This is a genomic window from Clostridium sp. SM-530-WT-3G, assembly GCF_012843905.1.
Taxonomy (GTDB): domain Bacteria; phylum Bacillota; class Clostridia; order Clostridiales; family Clostridiaceae; genus Clostridium.
The window spans coordinates 1-19325 of the sequence record NZ_JABAGC010000051.1; the positions used below are offsets into that span (position 1 = coordinate 1).

Annotated in this window: 13 protein-coding genes, 3 tRNA genes and 1 other annotated feature; all 16 genes read left to right on the top strand. The window is 29.4% G+C overall.

Translation table 11 applies throughout. The features are described 5' to 3' along the window. The first annotated feature begins 179 nt into the window (after window positions 1-179). The 16 genes from HF850_RS13945 (at window position 180) to murD (ending at window position 18761) form a co-directional block, all read left to right on the top strand. A complete protein-coding gene (locus HF850_RS13945) occupies window positions 180-377 on the top strand; it encodes a hypothetical protein (protein ID WP_169106041.1) in 198 nt (65 codons plus the stop codon). A 201-nt stretch (window positions 378-578) separates the two neighbouring features. Continuing rightward, window positions 579-1517 (top strand): AEC family transporter, encoded by a 939-nt coding sequence (locus tag HF850_RS13950; protein WP_169106042.1) that lies wholly within the window; start codon window positions 579-581, stop codon window positions 1515-1517. A 400-nt stretch (window positions 1518-1917) separates the two neighbouring features. Next, the gene (gene spoIIE / locus HF850_RS13955; protein WP_169106043.1) at window positions 1918-4320 is read left to right on the top strand and encodes a stage II sporulation protein E; all 2403 of its coding nucleotides are present in this window, start codon (window positions 1918-1920) and stop codon (window positions 4318-4320) included. Window positions 4321-4486: 166 nt separating this feature from the next. After that, window positions 4487-5887 carry a tRNA lysidine(34) synthetase TilS gene (gene tilS / locus HF850_RS13960; protein ID WP_169106044.1) on the top strand — a complete coding sequence of 467 codons (1401 nt, stop codon included), beginning with the start codon at window positions 4487-4489 and terminating at the stop codon, window positions 5885-5887. Between the two features lie 2 nt (window positions 5888-5889). Then, on the top strand, window positions 5890-6429 hold the full coding sequence (hpt, locus tag HF850_RS13965; RefSeq protein WP_169106045.1) for a hypoxanthine phosphoribosyltransferase: 540 nt from the start codon (window positions 5890-5892) through the stop codon (window positions 6427-6429). 70 nt (window positions 6430-6499) lie between these two features. Beyond that, window positions 6500-8305: an ATP-dependent zinc metalloprotease FtsH gene (gene ftsH / locus HF850_RS13970; RefSeq protein ID WP_169106046.1), complete on the top strand. Its 1806-nt coding sequence runs from the start codon at window positions 6500-6502 to the stop codon at window positions 8303-8305. A gap of 184 nt (window positions 8306-8489) precedes the next feature. Further along, window positions 8490-10160, top strand: coding sequence for a formate--tetrahydrofolate ligase (locus tag HF850_RS13975; RefSeq protein ID WP_169106047.1), 1671 nt, complete (start codon window positions 8490-8492; stop codon window positions 10158-10160). Window positions 10161-10290: 130 nt separating this feature from the next. Then, a complete protein-coding gene (locus HF850_RS13980; RefSeq protein ID WP_169106048.1) occupies window positions 10291-11073 on the top strand; it encodes a type III pantothenate kinase in 783 nt (260 codons plus the stop codon). A gap of 7 nt (window positions 11074-11080) precedes the next feature. Then, window positions 11081-12052, top strand: a complete 972-nt coding sequence (gene dusB / locus HF850_RS13985; RefSeq protein ID WP_169106049.1) for a tRNA dihydrouridine synthase DusB — start codon at window positions 11081-11083, stop codon at window positions 12050-12052. A gap of 308 nt (window positions 12053-12360) precedes the next feature. Beyond that, on the top strand, window positions 12361-12843 hold the full coding sequence (gene greA / locus HF850_RS13990; protein WP_169106050.1) for a transcription elongation factor GreA: 483 nt from the start codon (window positions 12361-12363) through the stop codon (window positions 12841-12843). A 14-nt stretch (window positions 12844-12857) separates the two neighbouring features. Then, complete coding sequence (gene lysS, locus HF850_RS13995; protein ID WP_169106051.1) at window positions 12858-14369, top strand: lysine--tRNA ligase; 1512 nt, start codon at window positions 12858-12860, stop codon at window positions 14367-14369. A gap of 113 nt (window positions 14370-14482) precedes the next feature. Beyond that, window positions 14483-14557: transfer RNA gene (locus tag HF850_RS14000), tRNA-Asn, on the top strand. A gap of 284 nt (window positions 14558-14841) precedes the next feature. Continuing rightward, window positions 14842-14916 (top strand) — tRNA-Asn (locus HF850_RS14005). Window positions 14917-15410: 494 nt separating this feature from the next. Then, a tRNA-Asn gene (locus tag HF850_RS14010) sits at window positions 15411-15485 on the top strand. A 107-nt stretch (window positions 15486-15592) separates the two neighbouring features. Beyond that, window positions 15593-15758, top strand: a binding site (T-box leader). A gap of 104 nt (window positions 15759-15862) precedes the next feature. Further along, entirely contained in the window at window positions 15863-17254 is a 1392-nt protein-coding gene (locus HF850_RS14015; RefSeq protein WP_169106052.1) for a glycine--tRNA ligase, read from the top strand. 130 nt (window positions 17255-17384) lie between these two features. After that, a complete protein-coding gene (gene murD / locus HF850_RS14020) occupies window positions 17385-18761 on the top strand; it encodes a UDP-N-acetylmuramoyl-L-alanine--D-glutamate ligase (RefSeq protein ID WP_169106053.1) in 1377 nt (458 codons plus the stop codon). The last annotated feature ends 564 nt before the right edge of the window (window positions 18762-19325 follow it).

The following is a 19325-nucleotide window of genomic DNA, read 5'->3' on the forward strand; positions in this document are numbered from 1 at the left end:
GAATGAAGTTTCATGACATAGTTTATTATCGGTATGGCTCTATTAGGGAGTATTTGAGGAAAAAGTTTATTAATGAGCAAAAAAATAAATTAGAAAAAGCTATTGAACTTTATGCACTTACAAAAGGGATAATGTATGGTAGAATAAATCCGACAACAACGTAGTTGGAGGACAATATAATGAATAAAGAAGAAATACTATATATTTGTGTACAATGCGCATATGAAGAAAAGGTACCGAAGGAGGTTGTAGAATATTTTGATGAAATGGATCAAAGTAATATAGATGAACCCCCTTGTTTTTCATGCGAAAAATGCGGCGGTATAATGAGACCTAAAAAATATACTGGTGTACATGGAAAAACTTATAAATTATAAAGTGAAAACCATAGAGGATTTGAAAACTCTATGGTTTTTTTAATTAATTTGAAATATTTTCTCCGAAGGAGCGTGGCGTAGCCACTTTTTTATAAAAAAATACATTTATGATAATTGAAAATAAAAAGTTTAAAGGATAATATTTATATATAATTATAAAAATAGTAAAAATTACATGGTAAGTAATCGGGGAGAGAAATTATGAAAAATTTTATATTATCATTTAACGTAGTAGTGCCATTATTCATAAATATTATGTTTGGATATTTCATAAAGAAATTAAAGTTAATAGATACACATACTCTAAAGGTAATGAATAGTGTTACATTTAAAACTTTTCTACCTTTATTATTATTCTATAATGTATACAAGACAAGACTAGATGAGGCTATAAATGCTAAATTTATAATATTTGCTCTAGTATCCATATTTTTAGTATGTATATTAGCTACTATTATAATTTTAATTATTGAAAAAGAAAATAAAAGACGTGGAGTGTTGATACAGGCAATATTTAGGAGTAATTTTGTACTTTTTGGATTACCTGTAATAACATCATTATTTGGTGATGAAAGTGCAGGAGTAACATCAATGCTTATTGCTATTATAGTTCCTATATTTAATTTCTTGGCAGTAATTGTTTTAGAAATCTTTAGGGGAGGAGAAATAGATGTTAAAAAAATTATGCAAGGTATAATAACTAACCCACTAATATTATCATCTGTATTTGGATTAATATTATTATTTGCAGGTGTAAAGCTTCCTTATTTTTTAGAAAAGAGTATAAACGATATATCTAAGATTGCTACACCGTTAGCATTAATAATATTAGGCGGAAGTTTTGAGTTTGATGAAATAGCACATAATATTAGACAAATTGCTATAGGGGTATTTGGAAAATTAATTGCTGTACCTATTATATTTGTGCCTATAGCTATAAATGTTGGATTTAGAAATATAGAACTTGCTACTCTTATTATAATGCTTGCAGCACCAACAGCTGTTTCTTCGTTTACTATGGCAGAGCAGATGGAGGCTGATGGTGAACTTGCAGGACAGCTTGTGGTATTTACATCTGCAATATCCGTTTTTACAATTTTTATTTGGATTTTTATTATGAAGGAACTGGGATATATTTAATATGATATAAAAAGTTTAGAGTTGCTGTTTATTAATTTAAGAGCAGCTCTATTTTTGTAAGTAAGGATTTTAAATTATTAAGCAAATATAATAGTATGCTTTATAGATGATTTTTATGAAAAAATAATATTTTAAAAATTTCTAATAAATAAGTATTAACGACAAAAATAATGGATCCATATAAAAATATAAATATTGAATAGTCTATATTGGTATGTACAGTTGATAAAACTTTACTCGAATTTGAAATTAAGAAAATAAGATATTAAATTATTAAATATTAGAGAATTTTAGTTTAAGTTGTCCTATGAATATTTTTTTGTGAAACCATCTTCTGACATTTATCTTAAAAAGCCAATGCTATAATCTAGATAAATTATTTGGAAGTGAGGGGAGAAAAGTGCAGTATGGTTTGAATGTTGATAAATGCGAGGAGATAAAAAAGTCTGGTGGAGTAAAAAGGAATTTGTTCACAAGCCTTAATGTAAGAACAACGGGATATATTTTTGTAGCAGGATTATTACTAGGAAGAGTAAATTTATTATTAAATAATTCTAATAGTAAAGGTATAGCTCCATTTGGGTTAGCATTTTTACTGGCAATTATTATGAATAATAATAGAAAAAATAATTTTATTGCAGCTTTAGGTGTGGGATTAGGGTATTTTTCTATACAAGATACACTTATAGATAAGAATATGTATTTAACATCGGTTATAGTATTAACAGCGATTTATATGATATTAAAGGTTTCAAGGAATAGAAAAAAAGAGATATTAGGATTCTTTTTAATACTTGCTAGCTTCTTTGTATACGGTATGATAATTAATTTATACGACTTAGGAGTTAACATTACATTATGTTTAGTTGAAACTATAGTTATTATGCCCATATATTATGTAATAAAATATTCAATTGACTCCTTAGAAGAAATAAAAATAAATAGGATATTTTCTACAGAGCAGATGGTCAGTATATGTATACTATTTTGTTTACTTGTAGCTGGAATTGGTAATCTGTCTGTATATGATTATTCCATAAAAAGTATATTTGCATTAACCTTAGTTCTATGTATTGCTTATATTGGAGGAGCAGCTTATGGAGCAATGATAGGAGTAGCAATGGGTATAATACTTGGAGTTTCTACTAATGATATGATGTCGTGTATAGGTTTTTATGGTGTGGGGGGTCTTATTGTAGGGATATTTAAAGATACTGGTAAACTTTTTTCGATATTAGCGGCAATTGTTATTTATGTTGCATTAGGTTTATATTCTAATGAATTGACATTCAAATTTGGAATTGAAATTTTATCTAGTTGCGTACTATTCATGTTTATACCGAGGTCATTAATAAATAAATATGAAAGTGAAGTGAATTTAGAGAACAAAAAAAATTATACGGTAGATGCTCAGCTTGAAAGTATAAAAGATGAATTTTCTATAAAATTAAAAGAACTTACAGAAGTATTATCAGCTGTATCTAAATATCTTGGAGATTCAACTGAGAATGAAAATTTATTAATTAAAAATAAAGGAAGTGCATTAGTAGAAAATCTGGCAGATAGGTGTTGTTCTAAATGTGAAAATAAATCATCTTGCTGGGAACTAGAATTTAACCAGACCTTTAATGCTTTTCAGAAATTAATCCAAAACTATGAGGAAGGAAAAGTTGAAGTACCAAAGGACTTACAAAGAAAGTGTGTGCAGAATTTTACATTGGTAAAAAATACTGAAGCTATAATTAATAATTATACAGTAGATGAAACTATAAAAAATAGGCTGGCAGAAGGAAGAAGAATATTATCAGAGCATGTAAGTAATGTAATGAATTCAATTGATAATATATTAAATGATTTTAAGAAAAATGTAATGGTAGATTTGGATATGGAAAGGAGAGTAAAAAAGGAACTTAATAGAATGAGCATTCAATATAATAGTGTATTTTGTTATATAGATGCAGATGGAAAAAATAAAATTAAATTGAATATAGACGAGTGCGATGGTAATGTTAATGAATATTGTACCAAGAATATAATTCCTATTTTAAATAATCTTACAAGAAAGAAGCTGTGTGTACGTGATGATAGCTATAATATAAATAGTGAAACTAAGGAATGTATAGTAACAATAGAAGAAGCACCTAAATACTCGATTGTTTCTTATGGTGCATTTATTCCTAAAAGTGGAGAAGTACAAACTGGAGATAGTTATACTTTTGGAAATACAAATGATGGATATTATACAACTATATTGAGTGATGGTATGGGTTTTGGTCCAGAAGCAAGTAAAGAGAGTAAATCTACAGTTGAACTTGTAGAAAAGTTTATGGAAGCTGGATTTGATGAAGATAAAACAATTAATACTGTTAATTCAATGATGGGAATGAAATTTGCAGAAGATGAGAAGTATGCTACATTAGACTTTAGTAAAATCAATTTATATGATGGTGAAGCTACATTTGTAAAGATTGGAGCAGCACCAACTTTTATAAAAAGAGGTAATGTGGTAAAAGCAATTAATTCTAAAAATCTTCCATTTGGTCTTGTAGATGAGGTGGAGGTTGAGTATATAAAAGGACAATTAAAAGCAGGAGATATACTAGTAAGCATTAGTGATGGAATACTGGATATTGATAAGTTTGCTAATGAAAACTTTATATGGCTTGAAGAATATTTAAAGCAAGTAAATGATGATCCAAAAACTTTGTCAGAAAAAATATTACAAAAAGCTAAAAAGCTTAGTGGAAAAGAAATTAAAGATGATATGACAGTAATCGTATCGAAGATTTATGTTGCTGAATAATATAAGAGCTGATTTAAAAACTAATAAATATTAGTTTTTAAATTGGCTATTTGTATTTGAATATTTTTTGAATAGATATAATAATGTTTACATTTAAAATAGATATACGTAAAATATAAGATATAGTGTTAAAAAAAATAATTAATAAATTAGGAAGTGTGTATTATTGTATAAAAAAGTACTATCTTATATTAGAGATAATAAGTTAATAGAATCCGGAGATAAAGTCCTTATTGCTCTTTCTGGAGGACCAGATTCAGTATGCTTATTAAATATTTTGTTTAAATTGAAAGATGAATTGAATATAGAGTTGGGAGCTGCTCATTTGAATCACATGTTAAGAGGAAAAGATGCTATGGAAGATGAGCAGTATGTAATTGATATATGTAAACAAATGAATGTAGAATGTTTCACAAAACAAGTGAATATAAATGAATATTCTAAAAAAGAAAAATTATCGTCTGAAATGGCAGGCAGAATTGTTAGATATAATTTTTTTGATGAAATTATAAAAGAACATGGATATACAAAAATTGCGACAGCTCATAATGCTAATGATCAAGCAGAAACAATATTATTTAGATTAATGAGAGGTACTGGGTTAGAAGGATTAGGTGGAATAAAGACTAAGAGAGACAATATTATAAGACCAATATTGTGTTTGAGTAGGCAGGAAGTAGAAGAATATATCCATACGAATCAATTGGAACCGAGAATAGATAAGACTAATTTTGAAAAAATTTATAACAGAAATAAAATTAGATTAGATATGCTTCCATATATTAAAAAGAATTTTAATGAGGATATAGTTCAAACATTAAATAGAATGGCAGTTTTATTACAGAAGGATAATGAATTTATTGAACAATTATCCATGGATATGTATAAGAAATATTGCATTGAGAAACCAGAATATTTTATAATTAAAGAGGAAGTTTTTGATGAAAATGAAGCCATGGTAACTAGAATTATTAGAAATGCTGTAACTAATTTTTCTAAAACTCATTATGATTTTGAGATGAGACATATTTATGAAATATATAATCTGGCCCAAAATGGAACAGGAAAAATTGTAGATTTACCAAATAAGATTTATGCAGAGAATATTTATGGTGATATATACATAAAAAGTAAAATGGATAAAGATATTAACTGCAATATAACTGAAATAAATTTACCAATAGATAATATAGATACACATTTAGTTGAATTTGGAGAATATAGTTTTAAGTTTTCTATTGTAGATAATAGTCAAAAAACGAAATTAAACTTAAAAAGGAATAATTATGAAAAATACTTTGATTTTGATAAAATTCAAAAAGAAATCATTATAAGAACTCGAAAAGATGGCGATAAAATTATTCCATTAGGCATGACTGGAAGTAAAAAACTTAAAGATATCTTTATAAATATGAAAATCCCAAAAGAAGAGCGTGATATTATTCCTATAGTATGTTTTGATAATAAAATTTCGTGGATTGTAGGATTAAGAGTATCAGATGAGTATAAGGTGACAAGTGATACTAAGAAAATATTAATAATGAATGTAAAAAGAAAGGAATACTAGGAATGAAGGAAGATTTACAAGAAATATTATTTTCAGAAGAAATTTTAAGCGCAAAGATAAAAGAGCTTGCAAAAAAAATAAGTGAAGATTATAAAGGAAAAGATTTAGTTGTTGTAGGCATTTTGAAAGGTTCTGTAATATTTGCAGCAGAATTAATAAAGAATATAACAATACCTTGTGAAATAGATTTTATGGCGGTATCAAGTTATGGTAATTCAACTGAGACATCAGGAATAGTTAAAATTTTAAAGGATTTAGACCAAAATATTGAAGGAAAGCATGTTTTAATAGTTGAGGATATAGTAGATACAGGAGTTACTCTTAATTATCTTCTTAAATATCTTAAAGCTAGAAAAGCAATTGGAATAGAAATTGTATCTTTGTTAAATAAACAAGCTAGAAGAAAAGTAGAAATTGATGTTAAATATATGGGATTTGAAGTTCCAGATGAGTTTATTGTAGGTTATGGGATAGATTATGCAGAAAAGTATAGAAACTTACCATATATAGGGATATTAAAACCTGAAATATATAAAAAATAAAATTAGAAAATATTGTAAACAAAATATGTCTATGTTAAAATTTTAATGTAATTAGAGAGGGGGGCCTTGAATGAAAAAATATTCAAGTGCAGCTGTATGGATTGTATGTTCAGTTATGTTAGTGTTAGCAGCACTTACTTTATGGCAGAACGGGAAAACTTCTAATGATATATCTTACAGTGCATTCGTACAAAAGTGGGATGCAGATGAAATACAAAGCGTTAACATCAAGGAAGATAAAATGACGATTGAAGGAAAAACAACTGATGGGAAAGCTTTTTCAAGCTGTGTACCTGGGGAATTAGTCAATTCTTTAATTGAGGAAAATCCAAAAACTAATGTTAAAGTTACATTTGAACCACCATCAAATAATGCTACGTGGGTTGCAACATTACTTCCATGTATTTTAATGGCAGTTGTTATATTTACTTTTTTCTTTATTTTTTCTCAACAGTCACAAGGTGGCGGTGGTGGAAGAGGAGTAATGAATTTTGGTAAAAACAAAGCTAAAATGATGACTCCTGATAGCCAAAGTGTTACATTTGCTGATGTAGCTGGGGCTGATGAAGAAAAAGCTGAACTTGAAGAAATAGTTGATTTCTTAAAATTACCTGCAAAATATATTCAGATGGGTGCTAGGATTCCAAAAGGAGTTCTTTTAGTAGGACCTCCAGGAACAGGTAAGACATTATTAGCAAAAGCAATAGCTGGTGAAGCTGGAGTACCATTCTTCAGTATATCAGGTTCTGATTTTGTTGAGATGTTCGTTGGAGTTGGAGCATCTAGAGTAAGAAGTATGTTTGAAGAAGCTAAGAAAAATTCACCTTGTATTGTATTTATTGATGAAATAGATGCTGTAGGTAGACAAAGAGGTGCAGGTCTTGGTGGAGGACATGACGAAAGAGAACAGACACTAAATCAACTTCTTGTTGAAATGGATGGTTTTGGAGCTAATGAAGGAATTATAATGATAGCTGCAACTAATAGACCAGATATATTAGATCCAGCATTACTTAGACCAGGTAGATTTGATAGACAGATAGTTGTTGGGACTCCAGATGTAAAAGGAAGAGAAGAAATTCTTAAAGTTCATACAAAGAAGAAACCTTTAGGTGATGATGTAGAATTAAAAGTTTTAGCAAAAAGAACACCAGGCTTTGCAGGTGCAGATTTAGAAAATCTAGCTAATGAAGCAGCACTGTTAGCAGTAAGAAGAAATAAGAAAGTTATTTCTATGGAAGAAATGGAAGAAGCAATAACTAGAGTAATTGCAGGTCCGGAAAAGAAGAGTAGAGTGATTACTGAGCATGATAAAAAACTTACAGCTTACCATGAAGCAGGCCATGCAGTTGTAATGAGGCTACTTCCAAACTGTGATCCAGTTCATGAAATAAGTATAATTCCAAGAGGAAGAGCTGGTGGATATACTATGCATTTACCAGAACAAGATACTTCTTATACATCTAAATCTAAACTTAAGGATGAAATGGTTGGATTATTAGGAGGAAGAGTTGCTGAGCAACTTATAATGGGAGATATAAGTACTGGTGCTAAGAATGATATTGATAGAGCAAGTAGTATTGCAAAAAGCATGGTTATGGAATATGGGATGAGTGAAGAAATAGGTACTATATCATTTAACTCAGGTCATGATGAAGTATTCCTTGGAAGAGATTTTGGAAAAGGAAGAGACTTTAGTGAAGAACTTGGTGCTAAAATGGATAAAGAAATTAAGAAGTTTATTGATGAAGCATATGAGAAAGCAAATAGTTTATTAAAGGATAATATAAATAAACTTCATGCTGTAGCTCAAGCGCTAATTGAAAAAGAAAAATTAGATGCAAATGAGTTTGAAGAAATATTTTCTAATAATTAATTTTGAGGCTTATCAGTAATAATAAACTGATAAGTCTTTTTTAAAACAAACATTTACGAATAATAAAATAAAAAATAAATTTAATATTCGAAAAAACTTCTATAAAATAGGCGAAAATGGTATAATTTAAATACGAACGTTCATGAGAAATAAAATGTTACATATAATTAGGAGGAATTTTAGAATGAAAAGTGATATTCAAATTGCTCAAGAAGCAAAAATGGAACCAATAAAAAATATTGCCGAAAAGCTAAATCTTAGTGAAGAGGATATTGAGTACTATGGAAAATATAAATGTAAAATTTCTTTAGATGTATATGATAAAGTTAAAGATGATGATAATGGAAAATTAGTTCTTGTTACTGCTATAAATCCTACTCCAGCAGGTGAAGGTAAATCAACTGTAACAGTAGGGCTTGGTCAGGCACTTAATAAAATGGGTAAGAAAGCTGTTATAGCATTAAGAGAACCATCTCTTGGACCTGTATTTGGTATAAAAGGTGGAGCTGCAGGTGGTGGATATGCACAGGTAGTACCTATGGAAGATATAAATTTACATTTTACAGGTGATATGCATGCTATAACAAGTGCAAATAATCTTTTATGTGCAGCTATAGATAATCATATTCATCAAGGTAATGAATTAAGAATTGATTCAAGAAGAATAACTTTTAAGAGAGTTATGGATATGAATGATAGAGCCCTAAGAAATATTGTAGTTGGAATGGGTGGAAAAGTTAATGGATTTGTAAGAGAAGATGGATTTACTATAACTGTTGCATCTGAAATAATGGCTATTTTATGCCTTGCAAGTGATTTAGAAGATCTTAAAGAAAGAATGGGAAACATAGTTATAGGATATAACTTAGATGGTGAACCAGTTTATGCAAAGCAATTAGAAGTTCAAGGAGCTATGGCATTATTAATGAAAGATGCTATAAAGCCAAATTTAGTTCAAACATTAGAAAATACTCCTGCATTAATTCATGGAGGACCATTTGCAAATATTGCTCATGGATGTAATTCCATAATGGCAACTAAATTAGCATTAAAACTTGGGGATGTTGCTATAACAGAAGCAGGATTTGGTGCTGATCTTGGAGCAGAAAAATTCTTTGATATTAAATGTAGATACGGAAATTTAAGACCTGATTGTGTTGTAATTGTTGCTACAATAAGAGCATTAAAACATCATGGTGGGGTAGGAAAAGATGAGCTTAGTGTACCTAATGTAGAAGCTTTAGCAAAAGGCATTTCTAATTTAGAAAAGCAAATAGAAAATATAAAGAAATTCAATATTACTCCTGTTGTGGCAATAAATAAATTTGTTTCAGACAGTGAAGAAGAAGTTAAATATATTAAAGATTTTTGTGACAAAATAGGTGTAAAGGTTGCATTAAGTGATGTATGGGCTAAAGGAGGAGATGGTGGAATAGAACTTGGAGAAATAGTTCTTGAAGTTTTAGAAAATAATAAATCTGATTTTAGACCAATTTATGATGAAAAAGCTTCTATAGAAGAAAAAATATCTGTAATAGCTAAAGAAATTTATGGGGCTGATAAAGTAAATTATACACCAGGAGCTAAAAAACAAATTGCTGAATTAAAAAAGTTTGATTTAGATAAGCTTCCAATATGTATGGCTAAAACTCAATATTCTTTATCTGACGATCCAAGTCTTTTAGGAAGACCAGAAGGTTTTGATATTACTGTAAAAGAAGTAAAAGTATCTAATGGAGCAGGATTTATAGTTGCTCTTACTGGAAATATAATGACTATGCCTGGATTACCAAGGATTCCAGCAGCCAATAGGATGGATATTTTAAAAAATGGAGAGATAGTAGGCTTATTCTAAAATCTTCCTTAAACTATTGACAAAAAATTAGAAATTGTTAAAATTAAAGTGTTATTTTTAAATGATTTTCTATATAAAAGCAGCTCTTTGGGCTGCTTTTAATTTAACTATTATTAAGGTGGTGCTTTTAATGATTTTGCTTGTTGATGCAGGTAATACCAATATTGTTCTAGGGGTACATGATGGAAAAGAATATGTTGCTAGCTGGCGTATTTCTAGTGATGCAGGAAAAACATCTGATGAATTCAGCATTCAAGTTATGCAGCTTTTTAATTTAAGTAATATAGATTCTAAAGATATTGAAGGTGTTATAGTATCTTCAGTTGTACCTAATATAATGCATTCTTTAGAAAATATGCTTAGAAAATGTTTTGGCCATGAGCCTATAATTGTTGGTCCTGGTATAAAAACTGGAATTAATATTAAATATGATAATCCTAGAGAAGTTGGAGCAGACAGAATAGTAAATGCTGTTGCAGCTTATGAAATATATAAGAAACCTGTCATAATAATAGACTTTGGTACAGCAACTACTTTCTGTGCAGTAAGAGAAAATGGAGATTATCTTGGTGGATGTATTTGTCCAGGAATAAGAATTTCATCTGATGCTCTATTTGAGAGAGCTGCTAAGCTTCCAAGAGTAGAATTAGAAGTACCTAAAAGCATAATCTGCAAAAATACAGTTTCAAGTATGCAAGCTGGTATTTTATTTGGATATGTTGGGCAAGTTGAATATATAGTTAAAAAAATGAAAGAAGAAATGAAAAAATCTAAGTTTAAGGAAGAGCCTTTAGTTATAGCGACAGGTGGATTAGCCAATTTAATTGCTAAAGAAACTAAGGCTATAGATAAGGTTGATTCTGATCTAACTTTAGAAGGTTTAAAGATACTATACGAAAAGAATAAGGAGTAAACTCTAAATGAAAATAGGAAATTTAACCTTTGATAATAATGTGTTCTTAGCACCAATGGCAGGTGTTACTGATATATCATTCAGAGGATTGTGTAAAGAAATGGGCTGTGGTCTTGTTTATACTGAAATGGTAAGCGCAAAAGCTTTATATTATGGAAGTGAAAATACACAATCATTACTTAGAATTGCAGATGAAGAGAAACCAGTTGCAGTACAAATTTTTGGGCGTGAACCTGAAATAATGGCGGCTATGGTTGAAAAACATTTTAATCATAGAGATGATATTGCCATAGTGGATATAAATATGGGCTGTCCAGTACAAAAAATAACTAAAAATGGTGAGGGATCAGCTTTGATGAAAGAACCTGAACTTGCAGCTGATATTGTTAGAGCAATAAAGAAAATATCTACAAAGCCAGTTACTGTTAAATTCAGAAAGGGTTTTGATGAAAATAATATAAATGCTGTAGAATTTGCTAAAACTTTAGAAGATGCAGGAGTTGATGCTATTGCTGTTCATGGTAGAACTAAGCAGCAAATGTATCAAGGAAAAGCTGACTGGGATATAATAAGAAAAGTTAAGGAAAGTGTTTCTGTACCAGTAATAGGTAATGGAGATATATTTAGTGCAGAAGATGCTCTAAGAATGAAGGAAATTACAAATTGCGATGGAATAATGGTTGCAAGAGGAAGCCAAGGTAATCCATGGATTTTTAAGCAGATTGAAAGTGCATTAAAAGGAGAAAATATTCCAGAAATCACTGAAAGAGAAAGAATTGAAATGTGTATAAGGCATTATCAGTTAGCTATAAAATATGATGGTGAGTACAAAGCAATAAGAGAAATGAGAAAACATGCATCATGGTACATAAAAGGTCTTCCAAGATGCACTGACATAAGAAATGAGATTAATGTTTTAGATGATAGCAGTAAAGTTATTGAAATTTTAAGAGAATATATGAGTGAATTTAAGAGATAGAAAAATATAGATAGTATAGATTTTTAGATTGATGTTATAATAATAGAATAATGAAACTAAGGAAAGTGTAATTTGAGTACACTGGCGTTGTGCTGTCTTGGATTTGTTGACATATTATATATGCTGATTTATAATTAGTTAAATGATTTCAAGAATGGCTTATTTAAAGCGTTCTTAGATATATATGTATAAACTAAGCTCTGCTATATTTTTAACAGAGTTTATCTTAGCTAGTCTAGAATAATATAACCAAGTTTCTTATATTAATATATTATAAAAAATAAGGTTTTCAAAGGGGAGTAAAATATATGAGCGAAAAGAAACAATATGTAATGACTTATGAAGGTGTCAAAAAATTAGAAGATGAATTAGAGTACTTAAAAACAGTTAAAAGAAAAGAAATAACTGAAAAAATAAAAGTAGCTTTAGGATATGGAGATTTAAGCGAAAACTCTGAATATGATGAAGCTAAAAATGACCAGGCATTTACAGAAGGTAGAATAGTAACATTAGAAAATATGTTAAAAAATGCTATAGTTGTAGATGAATCAGAAATTCCAAATGATATTGTTTCAGTTGGATCAAAAGTAAAAGTTAAAGACTTTGAATTTGATGAAGAAGTAGAATATACAATTGTAGGTTCAGCAGAAGCAGACCCTATGAATTTTAAGATATCAAATGAATCACCAGTTGGAAAAGCTTTAATAGGTAAAAAAATAGGTGAAATAGTAGAAGTTCAAGTTCCAGATGGAGTGAATAAGTTTGAAATATTAGAAATAAGTAGAAGTTAATTGGAGGTAACAAAATGTCAACAGAAGAAATGAGTATGCAGGAGTTAGAATCTCAATATAGTGAACAAGAGGCTCTAAGAAGACAAAAATTAGCTGATTTACAAGAAGCAGGGAAGGATCCTTTTGATGTTTATAAAGTAAACAGAACTCATACATCAGCAGAAGTTAAAGAAAACTATGACGAATTAGAAGGTAAAGAAGTTACTGTTGCTGGAAGAATAATGTCTAAAAGAGGTCAAGGTAAGGTTGTATTTTCAGATATACATGATAGAGATGGAAAGATACAATTATTCTTAAAGATTGATAAAGTTGGAGAAGAAAATTTAAAAGAATATAAGACTTTTGATATTGGTGACTGGGTAGTTGCTACAGGTGAAGTATTTAAAACAAGAACTGAGGAAGTTACTATAAATGTAAATTCATTTGAATTAACAAGTAAATCATTAAAACCATTACCAGAAAAGTTCCATGGATTAAAGGATCCTGATTTAAGATACAGACAAAGAGAAGTTGATATAATCACTAATCCACAAGTTAAAGAAACATTTATAAAGAGAAGTCAAATAATCACAGCTATTAGAGAATTCTTAGATACTAGAGGATTCTTAGAAGTTGAAACTCCAATCCTTTCACCAATAGCTGGAGGAGCTGCTGCAAGACCATTTGTAACTCATCATAATACTTTAGATATGGATATGTACTTAAGAATTGCTCCAGAATTATATTTAAAGAGATTAATAGTTGCTGGATTTGATAAAGTATATGAAATCGGAAGAAACTTTAGAAATGAAGGTATGGATGTTAGACATAATCCAGAATTTACTGCAATAGAATTATATGAAGCATACTCTGATTATAATGATATGATGGAAATAACAGAAAATATGGTAGCTTATGTTTGCGAAAAAGTAAACGGAACTACTAAAGTTAATTATCAAGGAACTGAAATAGACTTCATGCCACCATGGAGACGAGTTACTATGGTAGATGTAGTTAAAGAATATGCAGGAATAGACTTTGCAGAAATTAAATCAGATGAAGAAGCACAAGCTATAGCTAAAGAAAAGAACTTAGAATTCCCTAAGCCATTAAATACTGTAACAAAAGGCGAAGTTTTAGTTGCTTTATATGAAGAATTTGGTGAAGAAAAGATGATCCAACCAACATTTGTTATGGATTATCCTGTTGAAAACTCTCCATTAACTAAGAAGAAGAGAGGAAATGCTGCATTTACTGAAAGATTTGAAGCATTCGTATTTGGTAGAGAATTAGGTAATGCTTATTCAGAATTAAATGACCCTATAGTTCAAAGACAAAGATTCGAACAACAAGCTAAAGAAAGAGAACTAGGCGATGATGAAGCTTATCTATTAGATGAACAATTCATGAGCGCTCTTGAAACAGGTATGCCACCTACAGGAGGTCTTGGAATAGGAATAGATAGACTTATAATGTTCTTAACTGATTCAGCATCTATCAGAGACGTTATATTATTCCCAACAATGAAACCACAAAAAAATAACTAGTTTTATAGGCAATTTCTAAATGTTTTTAGAGATTGCCTTAATTTTTTTATATTATTTTAAAAAAAGTATTGCATAAATGAAAAAGTCTGTTATAATAGATTAAGTAATGACGTTCCGCGATAGCTCAATGGTGGAGCACTCGGCTGTTAACCGATAGGTTGGAGGTTCGAGTCCTCTTCGCGGAGCCATTTTTTTTAATAATGAGTACTTAAGCGTAAATTTATATTTACGCTTTTTTATTTAAATAATCTATATGTATATATTTAAATTATATGTGTTTAATGTTGTTGGTTTCATTATTGAAATTAAAGATATGATAGCATTTATGTATTAATTAGAATTTTTTGTGTTTTAAAGATAAATCATTTCTTAAAAGGATACATTTTAGTAGATTAAAAGAAAAATATAAAAAAATATAAAAAAAGTGTTGCATAAATAAAAAAATCTGTTATAATAAATTAAGTAATGACGTTCCGCGATAGCTCAATGGTGGAGCACTCGGCTGTTAACCGATAGGTTGGAGGTTCGAGTCCTCTTCGCGGAGCCATTTTTTTATCCTTTTTTAAATAAGTAAGTATAGCGTAAATATTAATATATTTACGCTTATTTTTTATATCTATTTTCTTTTTATCAACTCTAAGTCATAAAGAATTGTAAAGAATAATAAAATTAGTATTTGCCCTATTTATATAGTTAGAAAGTTAAATATTTTTATAGAAATTTATTTTACTTTTTAAAAGATTCACTGATTAGTTATAATTTAAATCAAAAGTAGTAATGTTGTGGGATATATGCATATAGATCATATTCATTTATTATTAAAAGAAATTGAATATATAGATTATGTTATATAATCCCCAAAAGAATTTTGATTTGTGTGCTATTTCTAATGTTGTATAATGTATTCATAATACTATAGTAACTTATAGAGTTTAATCTATTTAGATATAAGCGTAAGTTATATTCATAAAAAATAAAAAAATATTAAAAAAAGAGTTGCATAAGTTTTAAAATATGTTATAATAAGTTATGTAATGACGTTCCGCGATAGCTCAATGGTGGAGCACTCGGCTGTTAACCGATAGGTTGGAGGTTCGAGTCCTCTTCGCGGAGCCATTTTTTTTATCCTTTTTTAGGAAAATAATGGTTTGGATAATAAGATAGAAAAATTAGTTTAATATCTTGACATATAAAGGTGTTTTGCTAAAATTAATTTATAAATAAATAGCATGATGAAAAAGAGGAGTAGTCTAAAAATCATTTTTAGAGAGATAACGGTAGCTGAAAGTTATTATTGATTTTAGATGAACGGAACTTTTGAGTGTAGTAAAGAAAGTTGGGCTCAAGCCAAGAAGGGTGGAACCGCGGAATAAGAATTTCGTCCCTTTGTGCTTAGGGTCTTTTTATTTTATTTAATAATAGTTAGTTTAAATACAAGTTCTATATACTGAATTAGTTATAGTGCTTAAATAATATATTTGGAGGGATAATCAATGGCAGTAGAAAAGACAATGGAAAAAATAGTAGCTCTATGCAAAAATAGAGGATTTGTATTCCCAGGATCAGAAATCTATGGTGGACTTGCAAACTCATGGGATTACGGCCCATTAGGTGTAGAATTCAAAAATAATGTTAAAAGAGCATGGTGGAAAAAATTTGTTCAAGAAAGTCCTTATAATGTAGGATTAGATTCAGCTATCTTAATGAATAGAGAAGTTTGGGTTGCATCAGGACACGTTGGTGGGTTTTCAGATCCATTAATGGATTGTAAAGAATGTAAAGCTAGATTTAGAGCAGATAAGCTAGTTGAAGATCACATGACAGCAAATGGTGTAGAAGTAGCAAGCGCAGACGGATGGTCAAATGAAGAATTAAAGGAATACATAGAAAAACACAATATAGTATGCCCTAAATGTGGAAAGATGAACTACACAGATATAAGAAAGTTCAATCTTATGTTTAAAACATTCCAAGGTGTTACTGAAGATGCTAAATCAGAAATATACTTAAGACCAGAAACAGCTCAAGGTATATTTGTAAACTTTAAAGCTGTTCAAAGAACATCAAGAAAGAAAATACCATTTGGTATAGCTCAAATAGGTAAATCATTCAGAAATGAAATAACTCCAGGTAACTTTACTTTCAGAACTAGAGAATTCGAACAAATGGAATTAGAATTCTTCTGTAAGCCAGGAACAGATTTAGAGTGGCATAAATATTGGAAAGATTATTGCTGGAATTTCTTACTTAACTTAAATGTTAAGCCAGAAAACTTAAGAATGAGAGATCATGGTGAAGAAGAATTATCATTCTATTCAAATGCAACATCTGATATAGAATATTTATTCCCATTTGGATGGGGAGAACTTTGGGGAATAGCAGATAGAACTGACTATGACTTAACTAAGCACCAAGAACACTCAGGACAAGATTTAAGCTACTTAGATCAAACAACTAATGAAAAATATATACCATATGTTATAGAACCATCATTAGGAGCAGATAGAGTTGCTTTAGCATTCTTAATTGAAGCATATGATGAAGAAGAATTAGAAGGTGGAGATGTTAGAACAGTAATGCATTTACATCCAGCTTTAGCTCCATTTAAAGCGGCTATATTACCTCTTTCTAAGAAACTTTCTGAAAAAGCAACAGAAGTATATGCTGAATTAAGCAAGAAGTTTAATGTTGACTATGATGAAACAGGAAGTATCGGAAAGAGATATAGAAGACAAGATGAAGTTGGTACTCCATACTGTATAACAATTGACTTCGACACATTAGAAGATGAAGCTGTTACTATTAGAAATAGAGACACTATGGAACAAGAAAGAATAAAAATTAGCGAATTAGAATCTTATATTGAAAAAAGTTTAGAATTTTAATTAAACAGGCTGCGAATTTATTGATTCGTAGCCTGTTTTTTATGGAAGAAGAATAATTGGGGTGGTATAATTAAATTAAATATAATCAGGAATGTTACTAAGCATATAAATTAAAAGTGGAGGCATATTTATGAAAAGAAATTTTAGTGAATTTAAACGATATATATATGGAAAAAAGGTTGCGGTAGTAGGAATTGGTGTTAGTAATATACCACTAATTAATTTTCTTTTGAAGTTGGGGGCTGAAGTAACTGCGTTTGATAAGAAAACTAAAGAACAACTTGGAGAAGTGGCAGTAGATTTTGAAAATAAAGGAGTAAAACTTGAACTTGGAGAAGGATATTTAGATAAATTAACTGGATTTGAGGTTGTGTTTAAGACTCCATCTATGAGAATAGATAGTGATGCTCTAGTTAGAGTAAAAGCTGAAGGAGCATATGTAACTTCTGAAATGGAAGAGTTCGTTAAATATACTAAAGGAAAAGTATTTGCTGTTACAGGAAGTGATGGAAAAACAACAACAACTACTATAATATCTAAGCTTTTAGAAGCTGAAGGATATAAAACTTGGGTTGGAGGCAATATAGGAACACCTTTATTTGCTCAGATAGAAGAAATAAAGGATGAAGATAAAGTGGTATTAGAGTTATCAAGCTTCCAGCTTATGACCATGAAAGAAGAAATAAATGTAGCAGTATGCACTAATTTAGCACCTAACCATTTAGATATGCATAAAGATATGCAGGAATATATAGATGCAAAGAAAAATATATTTTTATATCAACAAGCAGATGATGTATTAATAGTAAATAGAGAAAATGATATTACTTATGGATTTGAAAAAGAAGCTAAAGGAATAGTAAAAGAATTTAGTTCAAAGAGAGTTATAGAAAATGGAGCATATTATAAAGATGGAGTTCTATATTTAGAAGGAATTGAAGTATGTAGAAAAGAAGATATAGTGATTAAAGGTATGCATAATGTAGAAAATTATTTAGCAGCATTTTTAGCAACTATGGATGATGTTTCTATTGCTAATATGAAAAAAGTTGCTGAATCTTTTGCTGGTGTTGAACATAGATGTGAACTAGTAAGGGAATTAGATGGGGTTAAATATTATAATGACTCTATTGCTTCAAGTCCAACAAGAACATTAGCAGGGCTTAAAGCATTTGATGAAAAAGTGATTCTTATAGCAGGTGGATATGATAAACATATACCATTTGAGCCATTAGCATATGAAGGATATCCATATATAAAGGAATTAATACTTGTTGGAGCTACAAGTGATAAAATTCAAGCAGCATTTGATAAATTAGAAGCTGAAAAAGGAATAAAAGTTAATATTCAAAGAGTAGATACATTTGAAGGAGCTGTAATGCTTGCTAAGAAAATAGCTAAAAGTGGTGATGTAGTTACATTATCTCCAGCTTGTGCAGCATTTGATTTGTTCCCTAACTTCATGGTAAGAGGAAAAAGATTCAAAGAAGTAGTAAATTCATTATAGAATATAAAGAAAAAGTAGAGAATATATATTAGATTGTAGATATATATTTTCTGCTTTATTTTTTAGATATAATAAAATATTTAGCGCTTATATATTACAGAATAATATAGTATAAAGATAAAAAATAAGTATTATTCTAGTATTAGAACATATATAAATAGAAATATAGAAGATAACTGCTCCAGGTGTATCCAGTATTGAAATTGTGAGAAATTAATAGAAATATAGCGAAAATAAAAAATAAATACTTTAAATAGGTATTAAATACATAATTGAATATTAAAAACGTGTTATTATAATATTCGTCGCGAGGGGGAAACGCCGAGAGACAAAACAGATTAGCGAAAAAGTTCAAAATTTATAAAAAATAAATGTTGACAAAAAGCGCTGATGATGTTATGATAAGAAAGCGGTCGAGAGACAGCAAAGATCTTTGAAAATTGAACAGAATAAGATAAATACATTTAAGTAAACCAGCAATTCTTTATTTGAGTAAGCTAAGATTAAACTTTTTATTGAGAGTTTGATCCTGGCTCAGGACGAACGCTGGCGGCGTGCTTAACA

Excerpts from the sequence above, each read along its gene's own strand:
- ftsH (WP_169106046.1), top strand. The coding sequence starts at position 6,500 with ATGAAAAAATATTCAAGTGCAGCTGTATGGATTGTATGTTCAGTTATG.
- HF850_RS13975 (WP_169106047.1), top strand. The coding sequence starts at position 8,490 with ATGAAAAGTGATATTCAAATTGCTCAAGAAGCAAAAATGGAACCAATA.
- HF850_RS13980 (WP_169106048.1), top strand. The coding sequence starts at position 10,291 with ATGATTTTGCTTGTTGATGCAGGTAATACCAATATTGTTCTAGGGGTA.
- greA (WP_169106050.1), top strand. The coding sequence starts at position 12,361 with ATGAGCGAAAAGAAACAATATGTAATGACTTATGAAGGTGTCAAAAAA.
- dusB (WP_169106049.1), top strand. The coding sequence starts at position 11,081 with ATGAAAATAGGAAATTTAACCTTTGATAATAATGTGTTCTTAGCACCA.
- lysS (WP_169106051.1), top strand. The coding sequence starts at position 12,858 with ATGTCAACAGAAGAAATGAGTATGCAGGAGTTAGAATCTCAATATAGT.
- HF850_RS14015 (WP_169106052.1), top strand. The coding sequence starts at position 15,863 with ATGGCAGTAGAAAAGACAATGGAAAAAATAGTAGCTCTATGCAAAAAT.
- HF850_RS13945 (WP_169106041.1), top strand. The coding sequence starts at position 180 with ATGAATAAAGAAGAAATACTATATATTTGTGTACAATGCGCATATGAA.
- HF850_RS13950 (WP_169106042.1), top strand. The coding sequence starts at position 579 with ATGAAAAATTTTATATTATCATTTAACGTAGTAGTGCCATTATTCATA.
- murD (WP_169106053.1), top strand. The coding sequence starts at position 17,385 with ATGAAAAGAAATTTTAGTGAATTTAAACGATATATATATGGAAAAAAG.
- hpt (WP_169106045.1), top strand. The coding sequence starts at position 5,890 with ATGAAGGAAGATTTACAAGAAATATTATTTTCAGAAGAAATTTTAAGC.